This window comes from Microcoleus sp. ARI1-B5 (assembly GCF_036705795.1).
In the GTDB taxonomy this organism is placed as follows: Bacteria; Cyanobacteriota; Cyanobacteriia; order Cyanobacteriales; family Microcoleaceae; genus Microcoleus.
On record NZ_JAUBVK010000013.1, the window covers coordinates 187696 to 205018 of the forward strand.

The window sequence follows — 17323 nt, forward strand, 5'->3', positions numbered from 1 at the left end:
ACAATTTACCAGCGACACGAGGGGGATCGCAACATGACGATTTAGGTATTTCAACTGTGCAATTAGAGTCCGAGGGGGATAGGGAGAGGGTCCGAGGGGGAGATAGGGCGAAACAGGCCGAAAATAAATAATTGCGATCGTAACTAATTCTATCTTATCCCAATTCTGAACTCCGAGGATTTGACATTCAATTCGGGCGATCGAACTTGATGAGAATAGCGCTGTTCCCCGGCACCGCAAAAGTCGCATTGCCGCCTTTGAGGCTTAAGCTACCAACAACCTCATCCATTGACCGAAAACTGAACTCCCGCACCGTACCATTACCAGCTTCGATCAGAGCCGAAATATCGGCACGAACAGTATAAGATTTGGCTCGGTCGTTAACAGCCAGCAAGTAAACATTCTTACTAGCATCAAGAGTTGCAACTGCCATTAAATCCGAACTGTTAGTGATAGGAAAAAAGCTAGCTCTACCGCCCTGCAAAGCCCGAATTCCCATCCGCAAAGCATAGTAGCTGGCGCGCCGTTTTCCTCCGTCCCCCAGCAAACCTTCCGCCAGTCCCGGCTTTCCCCAGTCGTACAAACAGAATACGTGACTCCCATAAATATAATTATCCCCCGGTTGGGAAGCTCGGATCAAATTTTTAATCAAACTTAAAGCTAAAGGGAAATCGTTATAGCTAATTTGATAACTTCCCCATTCTCCCACCCAAAGCTGCGAGTTGGCGCGGACAGTACCCTTCATCCAGCCGCGCACTTTGCGGGTGTAGTTAGAAAGATCTGCATCGTAATTGTGGAAGTTGACAGTATCGAAATAATTGGGTATTTCTCGCAAAGCATCAGCCGGCCAATTGCTGCCGCCTACGGTTTTCGGGCCGTGGATGCGGTAAGCGCGCGCAGGCAAATAAGTTTTGTAAACAAAGTCGATCGCATCTTTAGCCACCTTCACCAACTCAAAATAGTCAGCCCTAGTCCCGCCCCAACCCTGTTCCCGGTTATCCGGTTCGTTGTGAATTTCCCAATCATCAACGCGGTAATCGTTGCGCACGTTCAACCAATAAACAGTAGCAAAAACGTGTTCCCACCACTCGTTCCAATCTTCTTTAGCGCGCGGCGGATTCAGTTGCAGCGCCCAGGACGGATTCCAGCTACTATCAACATTGCGAATGCTGACAACCGGGCGAATATTTGCTTGTTTGAGAGTATTAAAAATAGTCCTGGCATTGCCTTGCCAAACAGTGCCAGGTGCTCCCGACCACCAATAATCGCTGCCCTGGGGCGGATCGGTCATAATTTTATCCCAATGCGCCCAATTAATTATATTGGGATTTGCCTTAATTTGGGAGATTTCCGGCCAGCCGTATTTAGCGTCATCGTCTTCGGGTTCCCACCGGGACATCCCGCCGTAAATGCGGTAGGTATTAATTCCCAAATCTTGCAAATCTTTGAGGTCAAAGTTGATGTTGCCCTCGACTGCACCGATGTAGCGAGTGCTGACACCCGCAGCAGTGCGGGAGAATTTAATTGCGACGACGTTTTGAGCAAAAATTGTCGTTCCGCTGAACAACTCTATGCCGATGGCAATTAAAAGGGCGAGGGTAAAATTCCTAATTGTTGTTTTTGATAACACTAGGTTGATAACTTACGTCTAAGGATAAAACTCTGGGCTTCTGATCAGTCTGATGTGATAAAAACAGACTGCAAAAAATTGATTTGCTCGATCGCTTTTTTTGAGGTAGGCAATGTCAAAAATTATAACGCGACTCATCCCCGATGACTTCGCCACTTTAGTAAAACTTTTAAAATACATAAAATCTCCGCATCGTTTCTCAAAATCCCCCGGATTCCTTCGCAGGCTGATTGACGGGAATAATTCTCAAATCTATAGTCCTGGACGCACGGGTAGTCAGAAACCGAGTTTTTGTACGAAAATCATTCGCTATAGTCCACAGTAAGGGTAAAAAACCCGGTTTCTCTGGCCTTAGTGCGTCCAGGAGCGATCTAGACTAGAATCTCAAGTCGGCTGACTGTGGACTATTCCCAGGCAGCCGGATTATATGTTATTTTCTGTCAGACGTAAAGAGAGCCATCGCTAATTTAACTCGACTGGCGATCGAGTTTGTTAGCTGTTGCAATAAACAAGCATTAACTATACAAATTTCAATGATTAATACATAAAGTAAAATAGCACGGCTAGCAGTCAAAAGTGCCGGTTCACCTCGAACAACCACAGTAAAAAAATTTGGTATCACAATTAACCCAATAAACTGCGTCAAATATAGTTCGTAGGAAATCCGAGAAACCCATGTCAAAAATTTAGTTATTAATCCAGATAGATTTATTAAATTTTTACATATATTAAATACAATTACAAATATGCCAAATCCAATGAAAGCATCATAAAAAGACAGCCCAAAAGGTAAAATTATGCCTAAAAATTTTATGTTATTTGTAAATTTAAAAGAACCCAGAATACCCAAAACTTCCAAGACAATTGCTATGGCTATTGTAACGGGCTTAGTTAGGAAATTAATTAATAGAGTAGGATTACTTGCATAAACCTTTGCCATTGCCATTCCCAAACAAAACTCAAATGACCTTGAAATTGCTAAATATCCTGGATAATTGAGGTCGCCTAATATTGGCTGAAATCGGTTAAAGCCTAACGTTAAAACTAAAAAAGCATAGGTTATTTTAATGAAAAGAGAAGTAAAAATAAACTGAAAAACCGAAAGTTTTTGTAAGTATTTAAAGAGCAAAAAGAAACACAAATAAAATTGAATCAGTGGAAACATAAACCAAGAAAATGGTATTGCTTTATCGAGAATAATCAAACTTCTCCACAATGAATGCCAATCAAAATAGCCATAAAATAAATCCGCTCTTAACCGAGGAATTATCAAAGATACGGCTAAAAGTATCCAGTAGGTAGGGTAGATTCGGAAAAACTTTTTTCTGATAAAAATGCTCCAGCTTTCATCAGGTTTTAAAATTCTTGAATAAGCCAGTCCAAAACCACTGAGAATGAAAAAAATATGAACTCCCTGATATCCAAGCAAGAAAAATATATTCAGCAAATCCAAAACTATATTCCCCAGACTATTAAATGGCAGGGGTAAAAACTTGGCGATAGTCGAGGCTGGGCCCACTACTTTTGCATACTCAAAAAAGTTACTGTATCCAAAAAATGGAGGGATGAAATTGAAGTACCAAAAATGAACCCCCAGTACCCAGCAGGCAGCAAAGCCTCTCATCATATCTAATTCTTGAAATCGATTAGACTTCATAAATAAAAATATCCGTTTTACTCAAATTTATATCAACAGCCAGGACGGTTACAATGTCAAGCCTAGGACTTACTCGATCGCTCTTAGGATTTGGCACAACTTCTAGTCTATCTCATAAGTGCCAAGCCGATCGCATTTGCCGCGCTGTAAACCGCAGCGCGAACCATCGCTAAATTGCTTGCTGCCATTGGCACGCGAGGTTTTTTTATACAGGGATGATATCTAATGTCAGAGCGTTCCAGCGGACGATCGCATCTTGAGACTCGCGAATAGGGCTTTGGGCGATTCCAGCGGACGATAGCTTCGCCGCGCGTACTTTCCGCCTGCTGCACCCATCGCAAGGGATGGGTGCTCCAATTTAAAAATAGACATCTCCATAAAACCCAGTCTTGGGCCTGCAGGATGCCTAACCCCTACTTCCCACAAGAGTTATTGGAGATGTCTATTTTATTAGTCCTGAGTCAACAGTCAAATACATTGAGAAAATTTGCGTAATTCCTGTAACTAAAACTTCTCCACAACATACTTGCCCAAATTCCTGCCCGCCTTCAACCCATCTCGATTGTCCGACGGCCAATGAGCACCGCCGTAAACGCGACTCATCCCGGCTTCCTCCGCAGCTTCAGCAATACTTTTAAAAGCCCGAGGCTGCAAATTTACCGAAGCATCTGCGACGGCGGTAAAACTAACATTATCGCCGAAAAAAGCAGTCAAAACTGCATCCGCTGCACCGCCAAAGGTACTGTGTCCAGAAACATAAGCTGGGGAAGATGGAGTATTCAGTAACGCCGTCCAATTTGCATCGGCTGCTGTCTGGGGATTGCCGTCTTTATCTGCTTGCTGAATTCCTGTAAGCGGCCGCCACCGATTGAAGGTGTATTTTTGGTCGCCGTCGATGATGCTGGCATCCGCGAGGGCGATATTCAACACTGCAAATAAACGCACGTTTTGCTCGAAGGTATTGCCGCGGCGAACGGCAATATCCGCAGCAATTTGGTTCCAATGTCCGGGAGGAGTGACAGTACCTGGATTGTTCAACCAAAATTTGGCGATCGCACTTTGATCTGCTGTGCGAACTTTACTATCTTTGGCTCCTAGTTCTTTAAGTTTGTTAAACTCTGCTGTGTATTCTTCGCTTGTCAAACTTGGCATATTTGCAATCTGAAACTGCGAACCTTTTGTCATTGCAAAAGGTTTGACATTTTTCCAGTGCGGCATGGAAGCTGGTTTCAAATCGGGCGGTATAGGTTGCCAATAACCGGGTTGATTAGTAGGAGTATATGTCACCTCGGCATTTGCGCCGTCATCTTTGCGCCATTCTAAGATTTTGCCTGCTACAAATTCTCCCAATTGCACGCCGTCGGTTTTTGATTTCCCTTCAGCTATTGCGGCCAAAGATGCTGTTTTTGCTGCATCTAAAGTTTCTGTTTGTTTCGGGTACAAATTTGCTAATACGCGGTGTGCTGCTGCTACTGCTGCTGCTTCGGCTGATGCGCCGGCGGGAGGTTGCACTTGCACTTTGTATAGTTTGCGAGTTTTGGAAACAGCGTTCGCGGCATCGTAAACGGCAGCGTGAACCATCGCTAAGTTGCGGGCTGCCATTGGCGGCGATGTTTTTTCGGCTTTGATGATATCTAATGTGAGAGCGTTCCAGCGGACGATCGCATCTGGAGATTCTTGGGTGCGAGTCGGGGTTTGGCCGATCGCGCTTTCCGGTTGCAGGAGCGATAGGAGCGCAGTTTCTTGCAAGTTAGAACTAATAGTGGCTGTACCGGCGATCGAACTAACTGCCAGACAAACGAGAACTAAAGTCGAATTCAGGGACTTGCGCGGTTTTGAATTCATGGCATTTATTGAAAATAATACTCAAGAGATAGTTGCGACAAGGATTTTAAGCCCAACCAGTTAATCGGCTAGTTTTCTTAAACAATTCTTAAGAAAATTTATTGATAACATTCTTATTAACGAGAACGGTCGATAACTGATTTCAGCCGTGAAACCTTTGTATATAGGTAGTTACAAAGATTTTGGATGTAAAAAAAATTATTATTTCAGACAAGCTAGTTGACTTTAATTAGCAATAGGCTTTACAATCTACTTCGTCTAGATTAATTGGAGCCAAACGCTTCAAAGTAATTGCAGATACATGATTCTCCTAGTCTTTTGACTGAGAAAATAATCCGAGCCTGTCAGAGAAAGGGCGGATCTCGATCGATCTATCGATCGAGATTGCTGCATCCTGTTGACATTGCTTGACCCGCCCAAAAACGGATACTTGCTTTCCGACTCCTGTCGTGGAGATCCAAAAATTTTAGACGCTAGTTCCTGCTCCCTAATTCAATGCGAGAGTAAATCTAAAATCTAAAATCTAAAATCTAAAATCGACTGACCCGCAGATAGCGCTTGTGAAAGCTAAAAACGCTATGCGGGGAAACTTCTTTCATTAGATGCGTTGGCCCTGGATTCCAGGTAAATTATTGTTGATTTTTTAACAAATCAACTCAACTCTCGTAAGGTTTTTTCGAGATTATAGCATCAATATTGTTCCCCACAACTCTGACTTTTGGGTGCAGTTCTACACGCTTAAATACCGTTCAACCGTAAATATCAAAGGAGTTCTCAATGGTTCCCGATAACGTGCTCAATACATCCGCAAATACAACAACATCTCCCCTATTTCCCAACACGGCAGTCGCAGATTTGGGAATATCCAGCGGTTTATCAGCTGCAGAAAGCCTGTTGTCAAAGTCGATCGGCTCACCAAGCAGTCTCAATGCAGAAAGAACCGCTTCACAAATTAATTTCCAAAATGATGACAGCCTCATCACTGGCGACGCCAGCGGTACTATTTTTGCAGGCCAAGGTAAAGACATTATTGATGCCGGATCGACAGCAACCACCATCTTTGCTAGCGACGGCAATAAAATCATCACCGGCAGCCCCGGCGACGATACCATCTACGCCACAGCAGGCGACGACATCATCAACGGTGGAGAAGGCAACAATCGCGTCTTCTCCGGCAAAGGCAACAACCGCGTCGTCACAGGAAGCGGCAACGATTTCGTCACCGCAGGCGACGGCAACGACCAAATTTACACCGGTCAAGGCGACGACAACATCAATGCAGGCGACGGCAATAACGTGATTAAACCAGGAACTGGCAATGATGCAGTTTCTGTCGGCAATGGCAGCGATCAAATCGTTCTCGAAGCAGGCGAAGGTTCTGTTACCATATCTGGATTTAATCCGATCGCCGATAAACTGCGCTTAGGTGGCAGCCTCGTAGGTAAACCCATCTCCCTTGTCATCGAAGGGGGCAACACCCTCGTCAAAGCCGAAGATGACCTATTGGCAATGGTCACAAATGTAGCTGCAGGAGTCGAGAAAGCAATAATTTCGGCCGATATACCCCTCTACCGCTACCAAGTTGTTGATTTGGGTGCGATCGCACCCACAGGCAATGCCACCCAAGCTAATGCCATTAACGACCGAGGACAGATAGTCGGCCGTTCCCAAACCACCGAAGTGCTGGGCACGGGGTTCCGCAACCAAGGGTTTATTTGGGAAAACGGGGAACTCAAGCCGCTGACTAGCACCGGCGTGAAAAATGGCGGCGGCCTCCTCACCGGACAAACCGTTACTCAGCGGGGTGGAGGTGGCTTTACTGCGGCCATCAACGATTTAGGCGCGATCGCCGGTACAAGCGATGAAATTGCCGGTCAAGCCACAGACCGCGGCTTGCTGTGGCAAAAGAAAGATGGGGCTGACTACAGCCTGCAAATCACCGACTTGCCCGGTGTAGAAAGCTATTTCTTCGACATCAACAACAAAAACGAAATCGCCGGCCGCCACATTTACGGGCCCGGTGGAACTGCAACGGCTGCCAATCGCACCCGACCTTTCTCTGTAAACCAGGGTTTCATAAACCCGCTGCCCGATTTAGGCGGTGACACCGGTGTCGCAAATGGAATTAACAATAAAAGTACGATCGTCGGACAAATTGACAGTGACGGACTCAACGACAAAACTGTCAACACTGCGGCTTTGTGGGAAAAAGGCCCAGACGGTAAATACAAACTGACCAACCTCGGCACATTTGGAGCCGAACAAGCCAATCTCCGCGACATCAACGATGCCGGACAAATCATCGGTTGGACTGCCAGCGGCACCGGCGCGACAGCCACAAGTTCCCCATTCCTGTTACAAAACGGCCAAAAAATCGACCTCGGCAGCTTTGGCGGTGCAAACGGCCAAACCGCCGGCATCAACCAATTCGGTCAAGTAGTCGGCTACTCCCAAAATATGTCTGCTCAAGACCGCGCTTTTGTCTGGAACAACGGTAAACTCCAAGACTTGAATAAATTGGTACTCACAAATCCCAGCTTTGGCGGCCAGCAAGTGACTTTGACTCGCGCTAGTGGCATCAATAACTTCGGCGATATTTCTGCCTACGGAACTTACACGTACAGAGATGCCAAGGGCGCGACCTTAACGGGAACTCGCGCTTATCTGTTGAAGGCAATCCCGACAACTTAAATTAGTTGAGATTAACGCAGATGCTCTCAAAAAGCATCTGCGTTAATCAGCGCCGATCTGCGATTAAAAATATCTCTTATGTGAAAATCAAACTAACGCGAAGTTAAAACAATGTATTGAGGGCGCGATCGATCGATAAATCCCTCCTCTTCCAGCCTCGCCATCAGCCGCGTTACTGTAATCCGCGTAATTCCAATAGCTTCGGAAATCTCCTGGTGAGTCAATCTCAAATCAATTAACAATCCTTGTGCGACTTCGCGACCAAATTTTTGTCCCAACCAAACCAATAGTTGCAGCAGTCTATCGCGCAGAGATTCGGTGCGAACTATGCAGAAAAATGCTTGAGTTTGCTGAACGTGCGACAAAATTTCATCCAAGGATCGATCGCACAAATTTTCCGGAATGTAGCTAATTTCTACATGAGTTTTGCATTCAATTTGATAAGGTTGGACACCTGACAGCGGCTGACCGATCGCGTCTCCAACTCCCCAATATCCCAGCGTCATTGGTGTCCCCCGATCGCTCCAAGTCACGGTTCGGACAGCTCCCCGTTCTATTCGCAGCAAGCCTTTAGAAGGCACGGGGACTAACTGGCGGCAGGTGAAAGTCTGGTGTCTGAAACTAGCGTACAAGGCTGGAGTGTAGGTGGAAAAAGTCATGGGATTCACCGCTACTTGGAATACAATATGCAGTTTAAGTTAATTGATAATTTATGTCAACTAATTTGAGATCGGGACTGACCCAAAATCCAAGAAACCGGGTTTCTTGACAAAAATCTACGCTTTGATGCTAATCCCCTGACAAGAAACCCGGTTTCTCAGGCTCTTAGAGTGCGTCAGCCCTAGGGATTTTTGCCGCAGTCGCCACTGGGGACGGAACTATGACCCAAACCCTTTGCGCCTGCTGTAGCAGAGGTTTCGGAACTTCACAATGTCGGTGTCGGGGTCGTAAAGAGTGTAAGTTGCCCGATCGGGAAAACGACCGACCTTCCCCACTCCAACCACCCGCCGCCCGGTTGCAGAGACCGCTGACACTCGCTCTTGAGAGTCAAGAGTTTGCACAGAGTTATTGATAATACTTCCCTGTAATTGATACTCAAACGCACTCGCCCGATCGCCCGCAAAACCACGAAGAGAAGAGTTCAAAATGCCGCACTGTCCGCTCTCATACATTTAAATTTAATTTGGCGATCGGGCACAATGCCCGCGAAGCAAGGGTTATACCATTTTAGATTTGGGATTTTAAATTTTTGATTCTAAGCTTAGTACAAAAGTATGTGACGAGCATCACATATTTTTGTGCGTTATATCACTTTAATAAACTTAACACTTTGTTACATTTATTTACATAAAGCAACAAAGGAAAAACAAATGACTTCACGCAACCTGATTATTGACGACCAAGGCCTGCTGAACAACTTTGCGATCGAGCCTAAGATGTATGTAGACAGCACAGTCAACACCGGATTTACCGAGTATGCCGAGAAAGTTAACGGACGCTTTGCAATGATTGGCTTTGTTTCCCTGCTGGCGATCGAAATTTTGACCAAACAAAGCTTTATCAGCTTGCTCAAAGACACTTTGGGCTAGGCGAATCCGTTACCTAGATTTAATATAATCTCCGTGGAATAGCTCATAATAAAAAATGTTTGTAGTAAGGACTTCAGTCCTAATTGCAAACTATTTTTTTTGTTTAAAATCGGTTGGCTATCGGCGCTTGTGGCGAATCAAACTGCATATTTGCTCAAACAGCCTTGCTTGCCAAAAAATCTCTCATGTACCGATTCACTAACTGCGGCTGTTCCTGCTGCACCCAGTGGCTGCAATTGGGAATGTATTGAATCTGAAAATCCCGCACGTAATCTTCAGTTCCGTAACTTAACTCTTTGCCGAGAGCAACATCATTTTCGCCCCAAATCATCAGTGTCGGAACTTGCAGCACATCCCTGTGGGGGCGATCGAGAAATCCGCGAGCAATATTGCGGTAATAATTGATAGTAGCAGTCAGAGCGCCCCGTTTGGCAGCCGCATCTTTGTAAGCTTCGATATCTGAGGGGGTAAAGGTGCTTTTGTCAACTGCCATGCCTTCCAAAGCAGCAGAAATTGCCCGATAGTCACCCAACTTAATTAAAAATTCCGGCAAAAAAGGCAACTGAAACAAAAAAATGTACCAACTTTTCAGCAATTGTTGGGGAGTGCGTAAACCTTCCGCAAACTTTGCCGGATGCGGTAGATTCATCACAATTAATTTATCCACCATTTCGGGATAAGCATAGGCAAAATTCCAGGCGATCGCGCCTCCCCAGTCGTGACCGACTAAAACGCAGCTTTCGTATCCCAAACCCTGAATAATTCCCTTGACATCTTGGACAAACTCTGCCATCACGTAAGCAGATTTATCCTTGGGTTTATCGCTGTCGTTGTAACCCCTGAGATCCACAGCCACCACTTTATAATCTGATGCAAATTCCGGGATTTGATGGCGCCAAGAATACCAAAATTCAGGAAATCCGTGCAGCATCAGCATCAGCGGCCCCGAGCCTTGAGTGACACAGTGCAGTTTGATACCGTTTGTAGCGATAAATTCGTGTTTCCAAGCAGATTCTACTACAGACATATTTGATGTTTCCTCTAGCTGTAAAGTTATCCTAGCAGTTGCTACCTTTAATAGAGGTAAACTTTAGGCAGATACTTAAGGAGTTAATACCATGTCTGGCGATCGCCTGCAACACATTGTTAACCGCTTGACAGATACTCTCAAGCGCGACGTATTAATAGAAAAATCCCTGTACGACATTCGAGAAGTGTTGCAGAGCGATCGCGCGGTGCTGTATTATTTTTACAGGCAGTGGCAAGGTCAAGTTACCTGCGAGATGTTAAGTGCGATCGAACTCTCAATCTTGGGTTCGACGGGGCCAGACGAGTGTTTTAACGGCGAATACGCTGCTTTGTACCAAGACGGCAGAGTCAGAGCAATTGCAGATATTGAAACAGAACCAATTCACCAATGCCACCGAGAGTTTCTGCGCAGCATGAAGGTTCGCGCCAATTTAGTCGTGCCAATTTTAACGAAAAAAGGGCTGTGGGGGCTGTTAGTTGCTCATCAGTGCAGTCGGGCCCGCACTTGGTTGCGATCGGACATTGAATTCATGCAGAAACAAGCACAAAATATGGCAATGTCTCCCACAATTCAAGATAGTTAGTATTTAATCCCAGATTCTGTTTTGTGAAAGTTGAGGTGCATTCTATCCCTTCTGCTTCGGCTTCCAAAACTCAGTTTTCGGCGTGTATTTCTCGTACCCAGCGCCATCATTTATGCCCACAACTCTATGACCAAAGCACTCAAGTAAAGCGACCATGCAACCTGTACCACCGTATGGATAGCCATGCGGAGCGAACCTTAAGTAGTATTTTCCTTTTTGTTCTTGAATGTCAATCAGCTCGTAATCTCCCATCCAAAACCCATCGAGCATAGATTCTAAATCCCACGGTGGGGTCAGCATTCTAGAAGAGAGGCGAATTTCGATCGGCGTGGAAAACCATTCGTCGCTCCACTCTTGTTCTTCTTCAGGGGAGGGATTCCAAAAATATGAACGTTCTGCGTCGGTCAAATAGTTTATCAATGGCCGATCGTTGGTTGTCTCATCGGTCTCTTTTGCAACCTTAATCATTGTGAAGAGTTCAATCGCGCGGGAGAGAGAATTTGTATCTTTTGATGCGAACTCTATATAACAATAATCCATAATATTTAAGATTATAATTAAATAAATACTAATGTTTTGCTAACTCTTACACTACTAATACACGGATAATGAATATACAAGGGCTTGAGATTCTTCCCTGCGGTCAGAATGACATAATTAGGTTGTGGCTGCGTAAGTCCTATGTTATACAGAACTTCAAGCTGGAATAACAGTAACCGATCGCCCCATTGGAGTAATATGAATCTCAGTTTTCAACCGTTCTTCCAATTCCAGTGCATTCTCGCGGCGATCGAAAATGACCAACCAACCGGAATCTGGTCCCAATCTAGCCAGATATCCATCTAACTGTTCCAAACCTTTGTCTCTAGGAATAGTTGGTGGCAAGGAGTTTTCGGATGCTGGGGGAGCGAAACCCAAGAATGATATTTTGAGGAGACACGCCACGTTGAATCAGTTCTCGATCGATGTAGATTTCGGTACTGTTGTGTTGAATCCAGATTTTATTTTCGATGATATCGAGCTGCATCGCACACCCATAGATCCGATATTCGTCGCGCCATTCGTTGTGCATCACTAGATATCTATCGCGGGCGATATCAAAGATTAACTGAGCATTTGCGTCATTTTTACAAAAGTCTTCGAGAAAGTCACAAACAATTTTGCGGTATTCGTTTAGTCTATCCATTGGTCGATCGCCTCACGAGTTGGATTGTAAATAATTAGTCGGATTTCATAACGTTCGATGACAGTTTTTGCGGGTTCAAATCTGAGAAACATTTGGTAGGTATCAGTGGGCACTGCCAGATACAGTATACGTTCTGGTTCGCTAGAGACTTCGATCGCAATGCGATAGTTGAGGAATTGACCGAGGGCGGTGTGGAATTCAGAAATGGTGGAGCCACCTGCGAAACTTTTGACTTCTACAGCTATTTTACGTCCTTCTTTTTCAGCGGCGATCGCTTCTTCGGCTGCAAGATCGATGTAGACATCAGCAACACCATAACGTAACTGGTAGGGATCGTGGGTAATCTTCCAGCCATCTTTTTGTAGGGCGATTTTGACCGTGTTGTGGAAGAGATCCTTTGCCATTTGTAGATTTTACCCATGGATTTACATCGGACACTATTAGTACATATTATACCATAATCTTACGCACCAATAACTGTAACCTATCGCCATTGGAGTAGTACGAATTTCAGTTGTAAGGTGCGTCAGATATTTAAACTCTCAATAATCGTTCTCAAAGCTCACCTGACGCACCCCAATTGCGTAATTCCTGTTAGTATTAACTAACGGCTACAGCACTCCCTAATGGATGCTGCTGCAAAACAGTTTGCAAATACTTCCCAGTATAAGACCTCGGATTGGCCACCACATCCTCCGGCGTCCCCGCCACAATAATCTCGCCTCCCTTATCTCCCCCTTCCGGGCCCAAATCGATCGCCCAATCGCAGCACCTAATCACATCCAAATTGTGTTCGATGACCAAAATTGAATTCCCCTTATCCACCAATCTTTGCAGCACATTTAGCAAGTGGTGAACATCATAAAACGACAAACCAGTCGTCGGTTCATCAATCAAATAAAGCGTCTTCCCAGTAGCGCGGCGCGACAGTTCCGTTGCCAGCTTCACCCGCTGCGCTTCGCCCCCAGAAAGCGTCGGCGCCGGCTGTCCCAACTGAATGTAACCCAAACCAACATCAACCAAAGTTTGCAGTCTCGCGCCCGCCCTAGGAATATTTTTAAACATCTCCCAAGCCTCCTCCACAGTCATGTTTAAAACATCAGAAATTGACTTACCTTTATACTTCACTTGCAGCGTTTCCCGGTTGTAGCGCGCACCCTTACAAACCTCGCACTGCACGTAAACATCCGGCAGAAAATTCATCGAAATCACGTTGACGCCTTGACCGCCGCAAGCTTCGCACCTTCCCCCTTTCACGTTAAAAGAAAACTGCCCCGCTTTGTAACCCCTTGCCTTCGCTTCAATGCTTTCGGAAAACAAATCGCGAATCACATCAAAGACTCCCGTGTAAGTAGCGGGATTAGAACGCGGAGTGCGGCCGATGGGAGATTGATCGATGACAATTACCTTATCAACGACATCCTCAAGAGAGCGTTCGCCCTTGGTTTTGAGGGCGTCCATATCAGTCGGTAAAGGAACTTTTTTGGTGAGATAGTGTTGCAGCGACGGGTACAGCAATTCATTGATTAAAGTAGATTTTCCCGAACCGGAAACGCCTGTCACGCAGACAAGTTTTCCGAGCGGAATTTCCACATCTATATTTTTTAAATTGTTGCGCGTCGCATTTTTGAGCGAGAGAGCTTTGCCGTTGCCTTTTCTCCTTTCATTAGGAGTTTCAATTACTCGCTTTCCCGACAAATAAGCCCCGGTCAAAGATTCCTCGGCCGCCAGCAAGTCTTCTAAACTTCCTTGCGAGATAATTTTGCCGCCGTGAACGCCGGCGCCGGGCCCGATATCGACAATGTGGTCGGCGGCGCGCATTGTTTCTTCATCGTGTTCTACGACAATCAAAGTATTGCCTAAATCGCGCAATTTTGTTAAGGTTTGCAGCAGGCGAAAATTGTCTCTTTGGTGCAGTCCGATGCTCGGTTCGTCCAAAACGTAGAGGACGCCAGTCAAACCAGAACCGATTTGAGTGGCGAGGCGAATTCGCTGGGCTTCTCCGCCGGAAAGCGTCATGGCTGCACGGTCTAAAGTCAGGTAATCTAATCCGACATCGAGCAAAAATTGCAGTCTTGCTTTGATTTCTCTCAGGGCTAAATCGGATATTTGGAATTGCCGATCGCTCAATCCCAAATTATTTACTCGTTCGCGACATTCCCGAATCGAAATCCCCGTCAAATCCACAATTCCGTACTGTCCCAACCGCACCGAAAGCGCTTCGGGTTTCAACCTTTTTCCGCGACAAACATCGCAAGAGCGATCGACCCGATACTGTTCCAACTTCTGCTTAATTAAATCTGAACCAGTATCGTCGTACTGGCGCTGCAACATGGAAATCACGCCGTTAAAATCTCTCCTCAAATCGGTGGCGCTGCTGTCTCGCTTCTTACCTTCTGCGGTGCCCTTGGACTGATTGCCGTACAAAATCACCCGCTGGTGTTCTGGCCTCAAGCGGAACCAAGGAGTGTCGATCGCAAATCCGCAAGCATCAGCCACGCTGCACAGCAAAGAGAGATAATAAGAATTGTCTTTGTCTGACCAAGGGGCGATCGCACAATAAAGAGGCGCTTTCTCGTCAGGAATCACCAACTCCGGCGCAAAAGTCCGCAAACTCCCCAAACCGTGGCAGTTCGGGCACGCGCCGTAGGGCGAATTAAACGAAAACAACCGGGGCGAAAGTTCTTCCATTACCGCGCCGTGTTCGGGACAAGCAAAGTTTTCGGAAAATACGATCGGCGGATTTGGTTCGGAATTTTCGTCAGCCGGTAACTCTTCAATTACCGCAATTCCCTCAGAATGGCGCAAGCAAGTTGCCAGAGAATCCACTAAACGTTCTTCTAAACCGGGTTTTTTAATTAACCGATCGACAACTATCTCGATATTGTGGGTATGATTTTTATCTAATTCGATATTTTCCGAAAGTTCTAAAATTTCTCCGTTAACTTTGACGCGAATAAATCCTTCGGAAGCTAAACTCGACAATAATTTGCGGTGAGTGCCTTTTTTTCCGCGCACAACTGGCGCCAGAAGGTGAAAGCGAGTGCCGTCGGGAAGCGCCATGACTCGATCGCACATTTCATCAATTGTCTGCGGTGCAATGCAGCGATCGCAAATCGGACAGTGCGGTTCGCCAGCTCTGCCGTAGAGCAATCTGAGATAATCGTAAATTTCTGTAACAGTGCCGACAGTCGATCGCGGGTTGTGAGAAGTTGACTTTTGGTCGATCGAAATAGCCGGACTCAACCCCTCGATTGCGTCCACATCCGGCTTGTCCAACTGTCCCAAAAACTGGCGGGCGTAGGCGCTGAGAGACTCAACGTAGCGGCGCTGTCCCTCGGCAAAAATTGTATCGAAAGCCAGGGAAGACTTACCGGAACCGGAGACACCAGTAAACACGATCAGTCGATCGCGCGGCAGTTCCAAATCGATATTCTTAAGGTTGTGCTGTCTCGCACCGCGAATCCGAATCGTATTTTGGCTGTTGGAGTTAGAAGTCGTCACATGATGTCCGTTGTGGGATGCACTTGGCAGGCTGTGTGAGGTTTCGGCGCGTTGGGACATGAGAGTAGTGCAAAACAGTGCTTAACCATCTTAGCGCTGCCTTTGGAATAGGTAGCATCCAAACTCAAGAATATCAAAGAATCTTAAACAGTTGACAGTTGACAGTTGACAGTTGACAGTTGACAGTTGAGGGTTCAGTTTTAATGCCCGCTGCTGTTTGCACAGTAGACTGCATAATGTTTACTTCCCCTCCATTGAAATTAACATCAAAGAATCTTAAACAGTTGACAGTTGACAGTTGACAGTTGAGGGTTCGGTTTTAATGCCCGCTGCTGTTTGCACAGTAGACTGCATAATGTTTACTTCCCCTCCATTGAAATTAACATCAAAGAATCGTCAAATAAGTTTCCGTCGGCCCGTCGGGCAAAACCTTCAAACTTTGATTTTTCAAATCCACTTCAATTCCCAGCGCTTCCATAGGAATCACGCCCAAAAGTGGCGTTTTCCCCTCCGGCAATTCCAGACACTCAAACGTGCCTTCGCGCCCGCACAGAGAAATTTTAGCATCTTGAAAAATCCTTGCCTCGCTAATACCAGTGGCTGTTTCCACAACCACTTGCTTGAGGATTCTCAAACCAAGTCTAGCAATGACATCTTTCGGCAAACATAAAGTTGTCGCGCCCGTATCCACTAAAACATTTTCTAGAATGACAGACCTGATTTGCTCTACTGGAATCATGCCTCGTTCGGCATCAGCTTGATCGATCAGATTTTGAATCGCTAGGGTTGTGGTAACTTTTCCCATGAGGCTTTCGGTAGTTGACTGCATAATGTTTACTTCCCCTCAATTCATGTTAAAGTTAAAGAATCGTCAAATAAGTTTCCGTCGGCCCGTCGGGCAAAACCTTCAAACTTTGATTTTTCAAATCCACTTCAATTCCCAGCGCTTCCATCGGAATCACGCCTAAAAGCGGAGTTTTCCCCTCCGGCAATTCCAGACACTCAAACGTGCCTTCGCGCCCGCACAGAGAAATCGAGGCATCTCTAAAAATCCGAGCCTCACTAATGCCAGTGGCTGTTTCCACAACCACTTGCTTGAGAATTTTCAAACCCAGTCTTGCAATGGCATCTTTCGGCAAACACAAAGTTGTCGCGCCCGTATCCACCAAAACATTTTCTAGAGTGACAGACCTGACTTGCTCAATAGGAATCAAACCATCTTCTGCTTTCCCTTCATCCAACCGATTCGTAATTACTAGAGTTGTGGTAACTTTTCCCATGAGGCTTTCGGTAGTTGACTGCATAATTTTAGTTTGAAAAATTGCTTTCTTAATTTTAGCATATACGGCTGAATTTAAACCAGAGCTAAAATAAAAAAAACTCGGGATTATCCCGATTCTGTGAAAGCATTTTTTAGGAATGCGATCTTCCCGCACAGCCAGCCTATATCTTTACTGGTATAAGTAAGTCATTGCAAAAACACAAGACTTGCCGAGAAACCGGGTTTTTTAGCCAAATATTGGCTCGCAGCCCTGACGGGGTGACAACCCCGTCAAAACCCCTAGCTGAAGCAGGTTAGACCGATTTATGGTAAAAAAAGATGGGGTC

Annotated in this window: 16 protein-coding genes; 3 read left to right on the forward strand and 13 right to left on the reverse strand. The window is 45.7% G+C overall.

What is annotated here, in order from left to right; genetic code table 11:
• Positions 1 to 187: 187 nt before the first annotated feature.
• The 3 genes from QUB63_RS19830 to QUB63_RS19840 form a co-directional block, all read right to left on the reverse strand.
• Positions 188 to 1630, reverse strand: a complete 1443-nt coding sequence (locus QUB63_RS19830) for a hypothetical protein (protein ID WP_332946990.1) — start codon at positions 1628 to 1630, stop codon at positions 188 to 190.
• Between the two features lie 430 nt (positions 1631 to 2060).
• Positions 2061 to 3287, reverse strand: coding sequence for an acyltransferase family protein (locus tag QUB63_RS19835; protein WP_332946991.1), 1227 nt, complete (start codon positions 3285 to 3287; stop codon positions 2061 to 2063).
• Between the two features lie 504 nt (positions 3288 to 3791).
• Complete coding sequence (locus QUB63_RS19840; protein ID WP_332946992.1) at positions 3792 to 5132, reverse strand: vanadium-dependent haloperoxidase; 1341 nt, start codon at positions 5130 to 5132, stop codon at positions 3792 to 3794.
• A 777-nt stretch (positions 5133 to 5909) separates the two neighbouring features.
• On the opposite strand from QUB63_RS19840, the gene QUB63_RS19845 reads away from it, so the two are divergent.
• Entirely contained in the window at positions 5910 to 7823 is a 1914-nt protein-coding gene (locus QUB63_RS19845) for a hypothetical protein (protein WP_332946993.1), read from the forward strand.
• 92 nt (positions 7824 to 7915) lie between these two features.
• On the opposite strand, the gene QUB63_RS19850 is transcribed toward QUB63_RS19845, so the two are convergent.
• Positions 7916 to 8482 (reverse strand): Crp/Fnr family transcriptional regulator, encoded by a 567-nt coding sequence (locus tag QUB63_RS19850; protein ID WP_332946994.1) that lies wholly within the window; start codon positions 8480 to 8482, stop codon positions 7916 to 7918.
• A 219-nt stretch (positions 8483 to 8701) separates the two neighbouring features.
• Positions 8702 to 8995, reverse strand: coding sequence for a hypothetical protein (locus QUB63_RS19855; protein ID WP_332946995.1), 294 nt, complete (start codon positions 8993 to 8995; stop codon positions 8702 to 8704).
• Positions 8996 to 9193: 198 nt separating this feature from the next.
• On the opposite strand from QUB63_RS19855, the gene QUB63_RS19860 reads away from it, so the two are divergent.
• Positions 9194 to 9412, forward strand: coding sequence for a chlorophyll a/b-binding protein (locus QUB63_RS19860; RefSeq protein WP_332946996.1), 219 nt, complete (start codon positions 9194 to 9196; stop codon positions 9410 to 9412).
• A gap of 154 nt (positions 9413 to 9566) precedes the next feature.
• Here QUB63_RS19860 and QUB63_RS19865 read toward each other — a convergent pair whose 3' ends face one another.
• Positions 9567 to 10439 (reverse strand): alpha/beta fold hydrolase, encoded by an 873-nt coding sequence (locus QUB63_RS19865; RefSeq protein ID WP_332946997.1) that lies wholly within the window; start codon positions 10437 to 10439, stop codon positions 9567 to 9569.
• 91 nt (positions 10440 to 10530) lie between these two features.
• Here QUB63_RS19865 and QUB63_RS19870 point away from each other — a divergent pair, with 91 nt between their 5' ends.
• Positions 10531 to 11025 carry a GAF domain-containing protein gene (locus tag QUB63_RS19870; RefSeq protein WP_332946998.1) on the forward strand — a complete coding sequence of 165 codons (495 nt, stop codon included), beginning with the start codon at positions 10531 to 10533 and terminating at the stop codon, positions 11023 to 11025.
• A 42-nt stretch (positions 11026 to 11067) separates the two neighbouring features.
• Here the strand turns inward: QUB63_RS19870 and QUB63_RS19875 are convergent, their stop codons facing one another.
• From QUB63_RS19875 to QUB63_RS19905, 7 genes are all read right to left on the reverse strand, one after another.
• Positions 11068 to 11565, reverse strand: a complete 498-nt coding sequence (locus QUB63_RS19875; RefSeq protein WP_332946999.1) for a hypothetical protein — start codon at positions 11563 to 11565, stop codon at positions 11068 to 11070.
• A gap of 156 nt (positions 11566 to 11721) precedes the next feature.
• Complete coding sequence (locus QUB63_RS19880) at positions 11722 to 11910, reverse strand: hypothetical protein (RefSeq protein WP_332947000.1); 189 nt, start codon at positions 11908 to 11910, stop codon at positions 11722 to 11724.
• On the reverse strand, positions 11891 to 12211 hold the full coding sequence (locus QUB63_RS19885) for a XisI protein (protein WP_332947001.1): 321 nt from the start codon (positions 12209 to 12211) through the stop codon (positions 11891 to 11893). Before QUB63_RS19885 ends, QUB63_RS19880 begins: the two co-directional genes overlap by 20 nt.
• Positions 12199 to 12615 (reverse strand): XisH family protein, encoded by a 417-nt coding sequence (locus tag QUB63_RS19890; protein WP_190736701.1) that lies wholly within the window; start codon positions 12613 to 12615, stop codon positions 12199 to 12201. The genes QUB63_RS19885 and QUB63_RS19890 overlap by 13 nt, the downstream gene beginning before the upstream one ends.
• 196 nt (positions 12616 to 12811) lie before the next feature.
• Complete coding sequence (gene uvrA / locus QUB63_RS19895) at positions 12812 to 15775, reverse strand: excinuclease ABC subunit UvrA (protein ID WP_332947002.1); 2964 nt, start codon at positions 15773 to 15775, stop codon at positions 12812 to 12814.
• Positions 15776 to 16100: 325 nt separating this feature from the next.
• Positions 16101 to 16544 (reverse strand): retroviral-like aspartic protease family protein, encoded by a 444-nt coding sequence (locus QUB63_RS19900; protein WP_332947003.1) that lies wholly within the window; start codon positions 16542 to 16544, stop codon positions 16101 to 16103.
• 31 nt (positions 16545 to 16575) lie between these two features.
• Entirely contained in the window at positions 16576 to 17019 is a 444-nt protein-coding gene (locus tag QUB63_RS19905) for a retroviral-like aspartic protease family protein (RefSeq protein ID WP_332947004.1), read from the reverse strand.
• Between the last annotated feature and the right edge of the window lie 304 nt (positions 17020 to 17323).

What these genes read in the sequence shown, in the direction of transcription:
- QUB63_RS19835 (WP_332946991.1), bottom strand. Translation starts at nt 3,287, where the DNA reads ATGAAGTCTAATCGATTTCAAGAATTAGATATGATGAGAGGCTTTGCT.
- QUB63_RS19840 (WP_332946992.1), bottom strand. Translation starts at nt 5,132, where the DNA reads ATGAATTCAAAACCGCGCAAGTCCCTGAATTCGACTTTAGTTCTCGTT.
- QUB63_RS19845 (WP_332946993.1), top strand. Translation starts at nt 5,910, where the DNA reads ATGGTTCCCGATAACGTGCTCAATACATCCGCAAATACAACAACATCT.
- QUB63_RS19850 (WP_332946994.1), bottom strand. Translation starts at nt 8,482, where the DNA reads ATGACTTTTTCCACCTACACTCCAGCCTTGTACGCTAGTTTCAGACAC.
- QUB63_RS19855 (WP_332946995.1), bottom strand. Translation starts at nt 8,995, where the DNA reads ATGTATGAGAGCGGACAGTGCGGCATTTTGAACTCTTCTCTTCGTGGT.
- QUB63_RS19860 (WP_332946996.1), top strand. Translation starts at nt 9,194, where the DNA reads ATGACTTCACGCAACCTGATTATTGACGACCAAGGCCTGCTGAACAAC.
- QUB63_RS19865 (WP_332946997.1), bottom strand. Translation starts at nt 10,439, where the DNA reads ATGTCTGTAGTAGAATCTGCTTGGAAACACGAATTTATCGCTACAAAC.
- QUB63_RS19870 (WP_332946998.1), top strand. Translation starts at nt 10,531, where the DNA reads ATGTCTGGCGATCGCCTGCAACACATTGTTAACCGCTTGACAGATACT.
- QUB63_RS19875 (WP_332946999.1), bottom strand. Translation starts at nt 11,565, where the DNA reads ATGGATTATTGTTATATAGAGTTCGCATCAAAAGATACAAATTCTCTC.
- QUB63_RS19885 (WP_332947001.1), bottom strand. Translation starts at nt 12,211, where the DNA reads ATGGATAGACTAAACGAATACCGCAAAATTGTTTGTGACTTTCTCGAA.
- QUB63_RS19890 (WP_190736701.1), bottom strand. Translation starts at nt 12,615, where the DNA reads ATGGCAAAGGATCTCTTCCACAACACGGTCAAAATCGCCCTACAAAAA.
- uvrA (WP_332947002.1), bottom strand. Translation starts at nt 15,775, where the DNA reads ATGTCCCAACGCGCCGAAACCTCACACAGCCTGCCAAGTGCATCCCAC.
- QUB63_RS19900 (WP_332947003.1), bottom strand. Translation starts at nt 16,544, where the DNA reads ATGCAGTCAACTACCGAAAGCCTCATGGGAAAAGTTACCACAACCCTA.
- QUB63_RS19905 (WP_332947004.1), bottom strand. Translation starts at nt 17,019, where the DNA reads ATGCAGTCAACTACCGAAAGCCTCATGGGAAAAGTTACCACAACTCTA.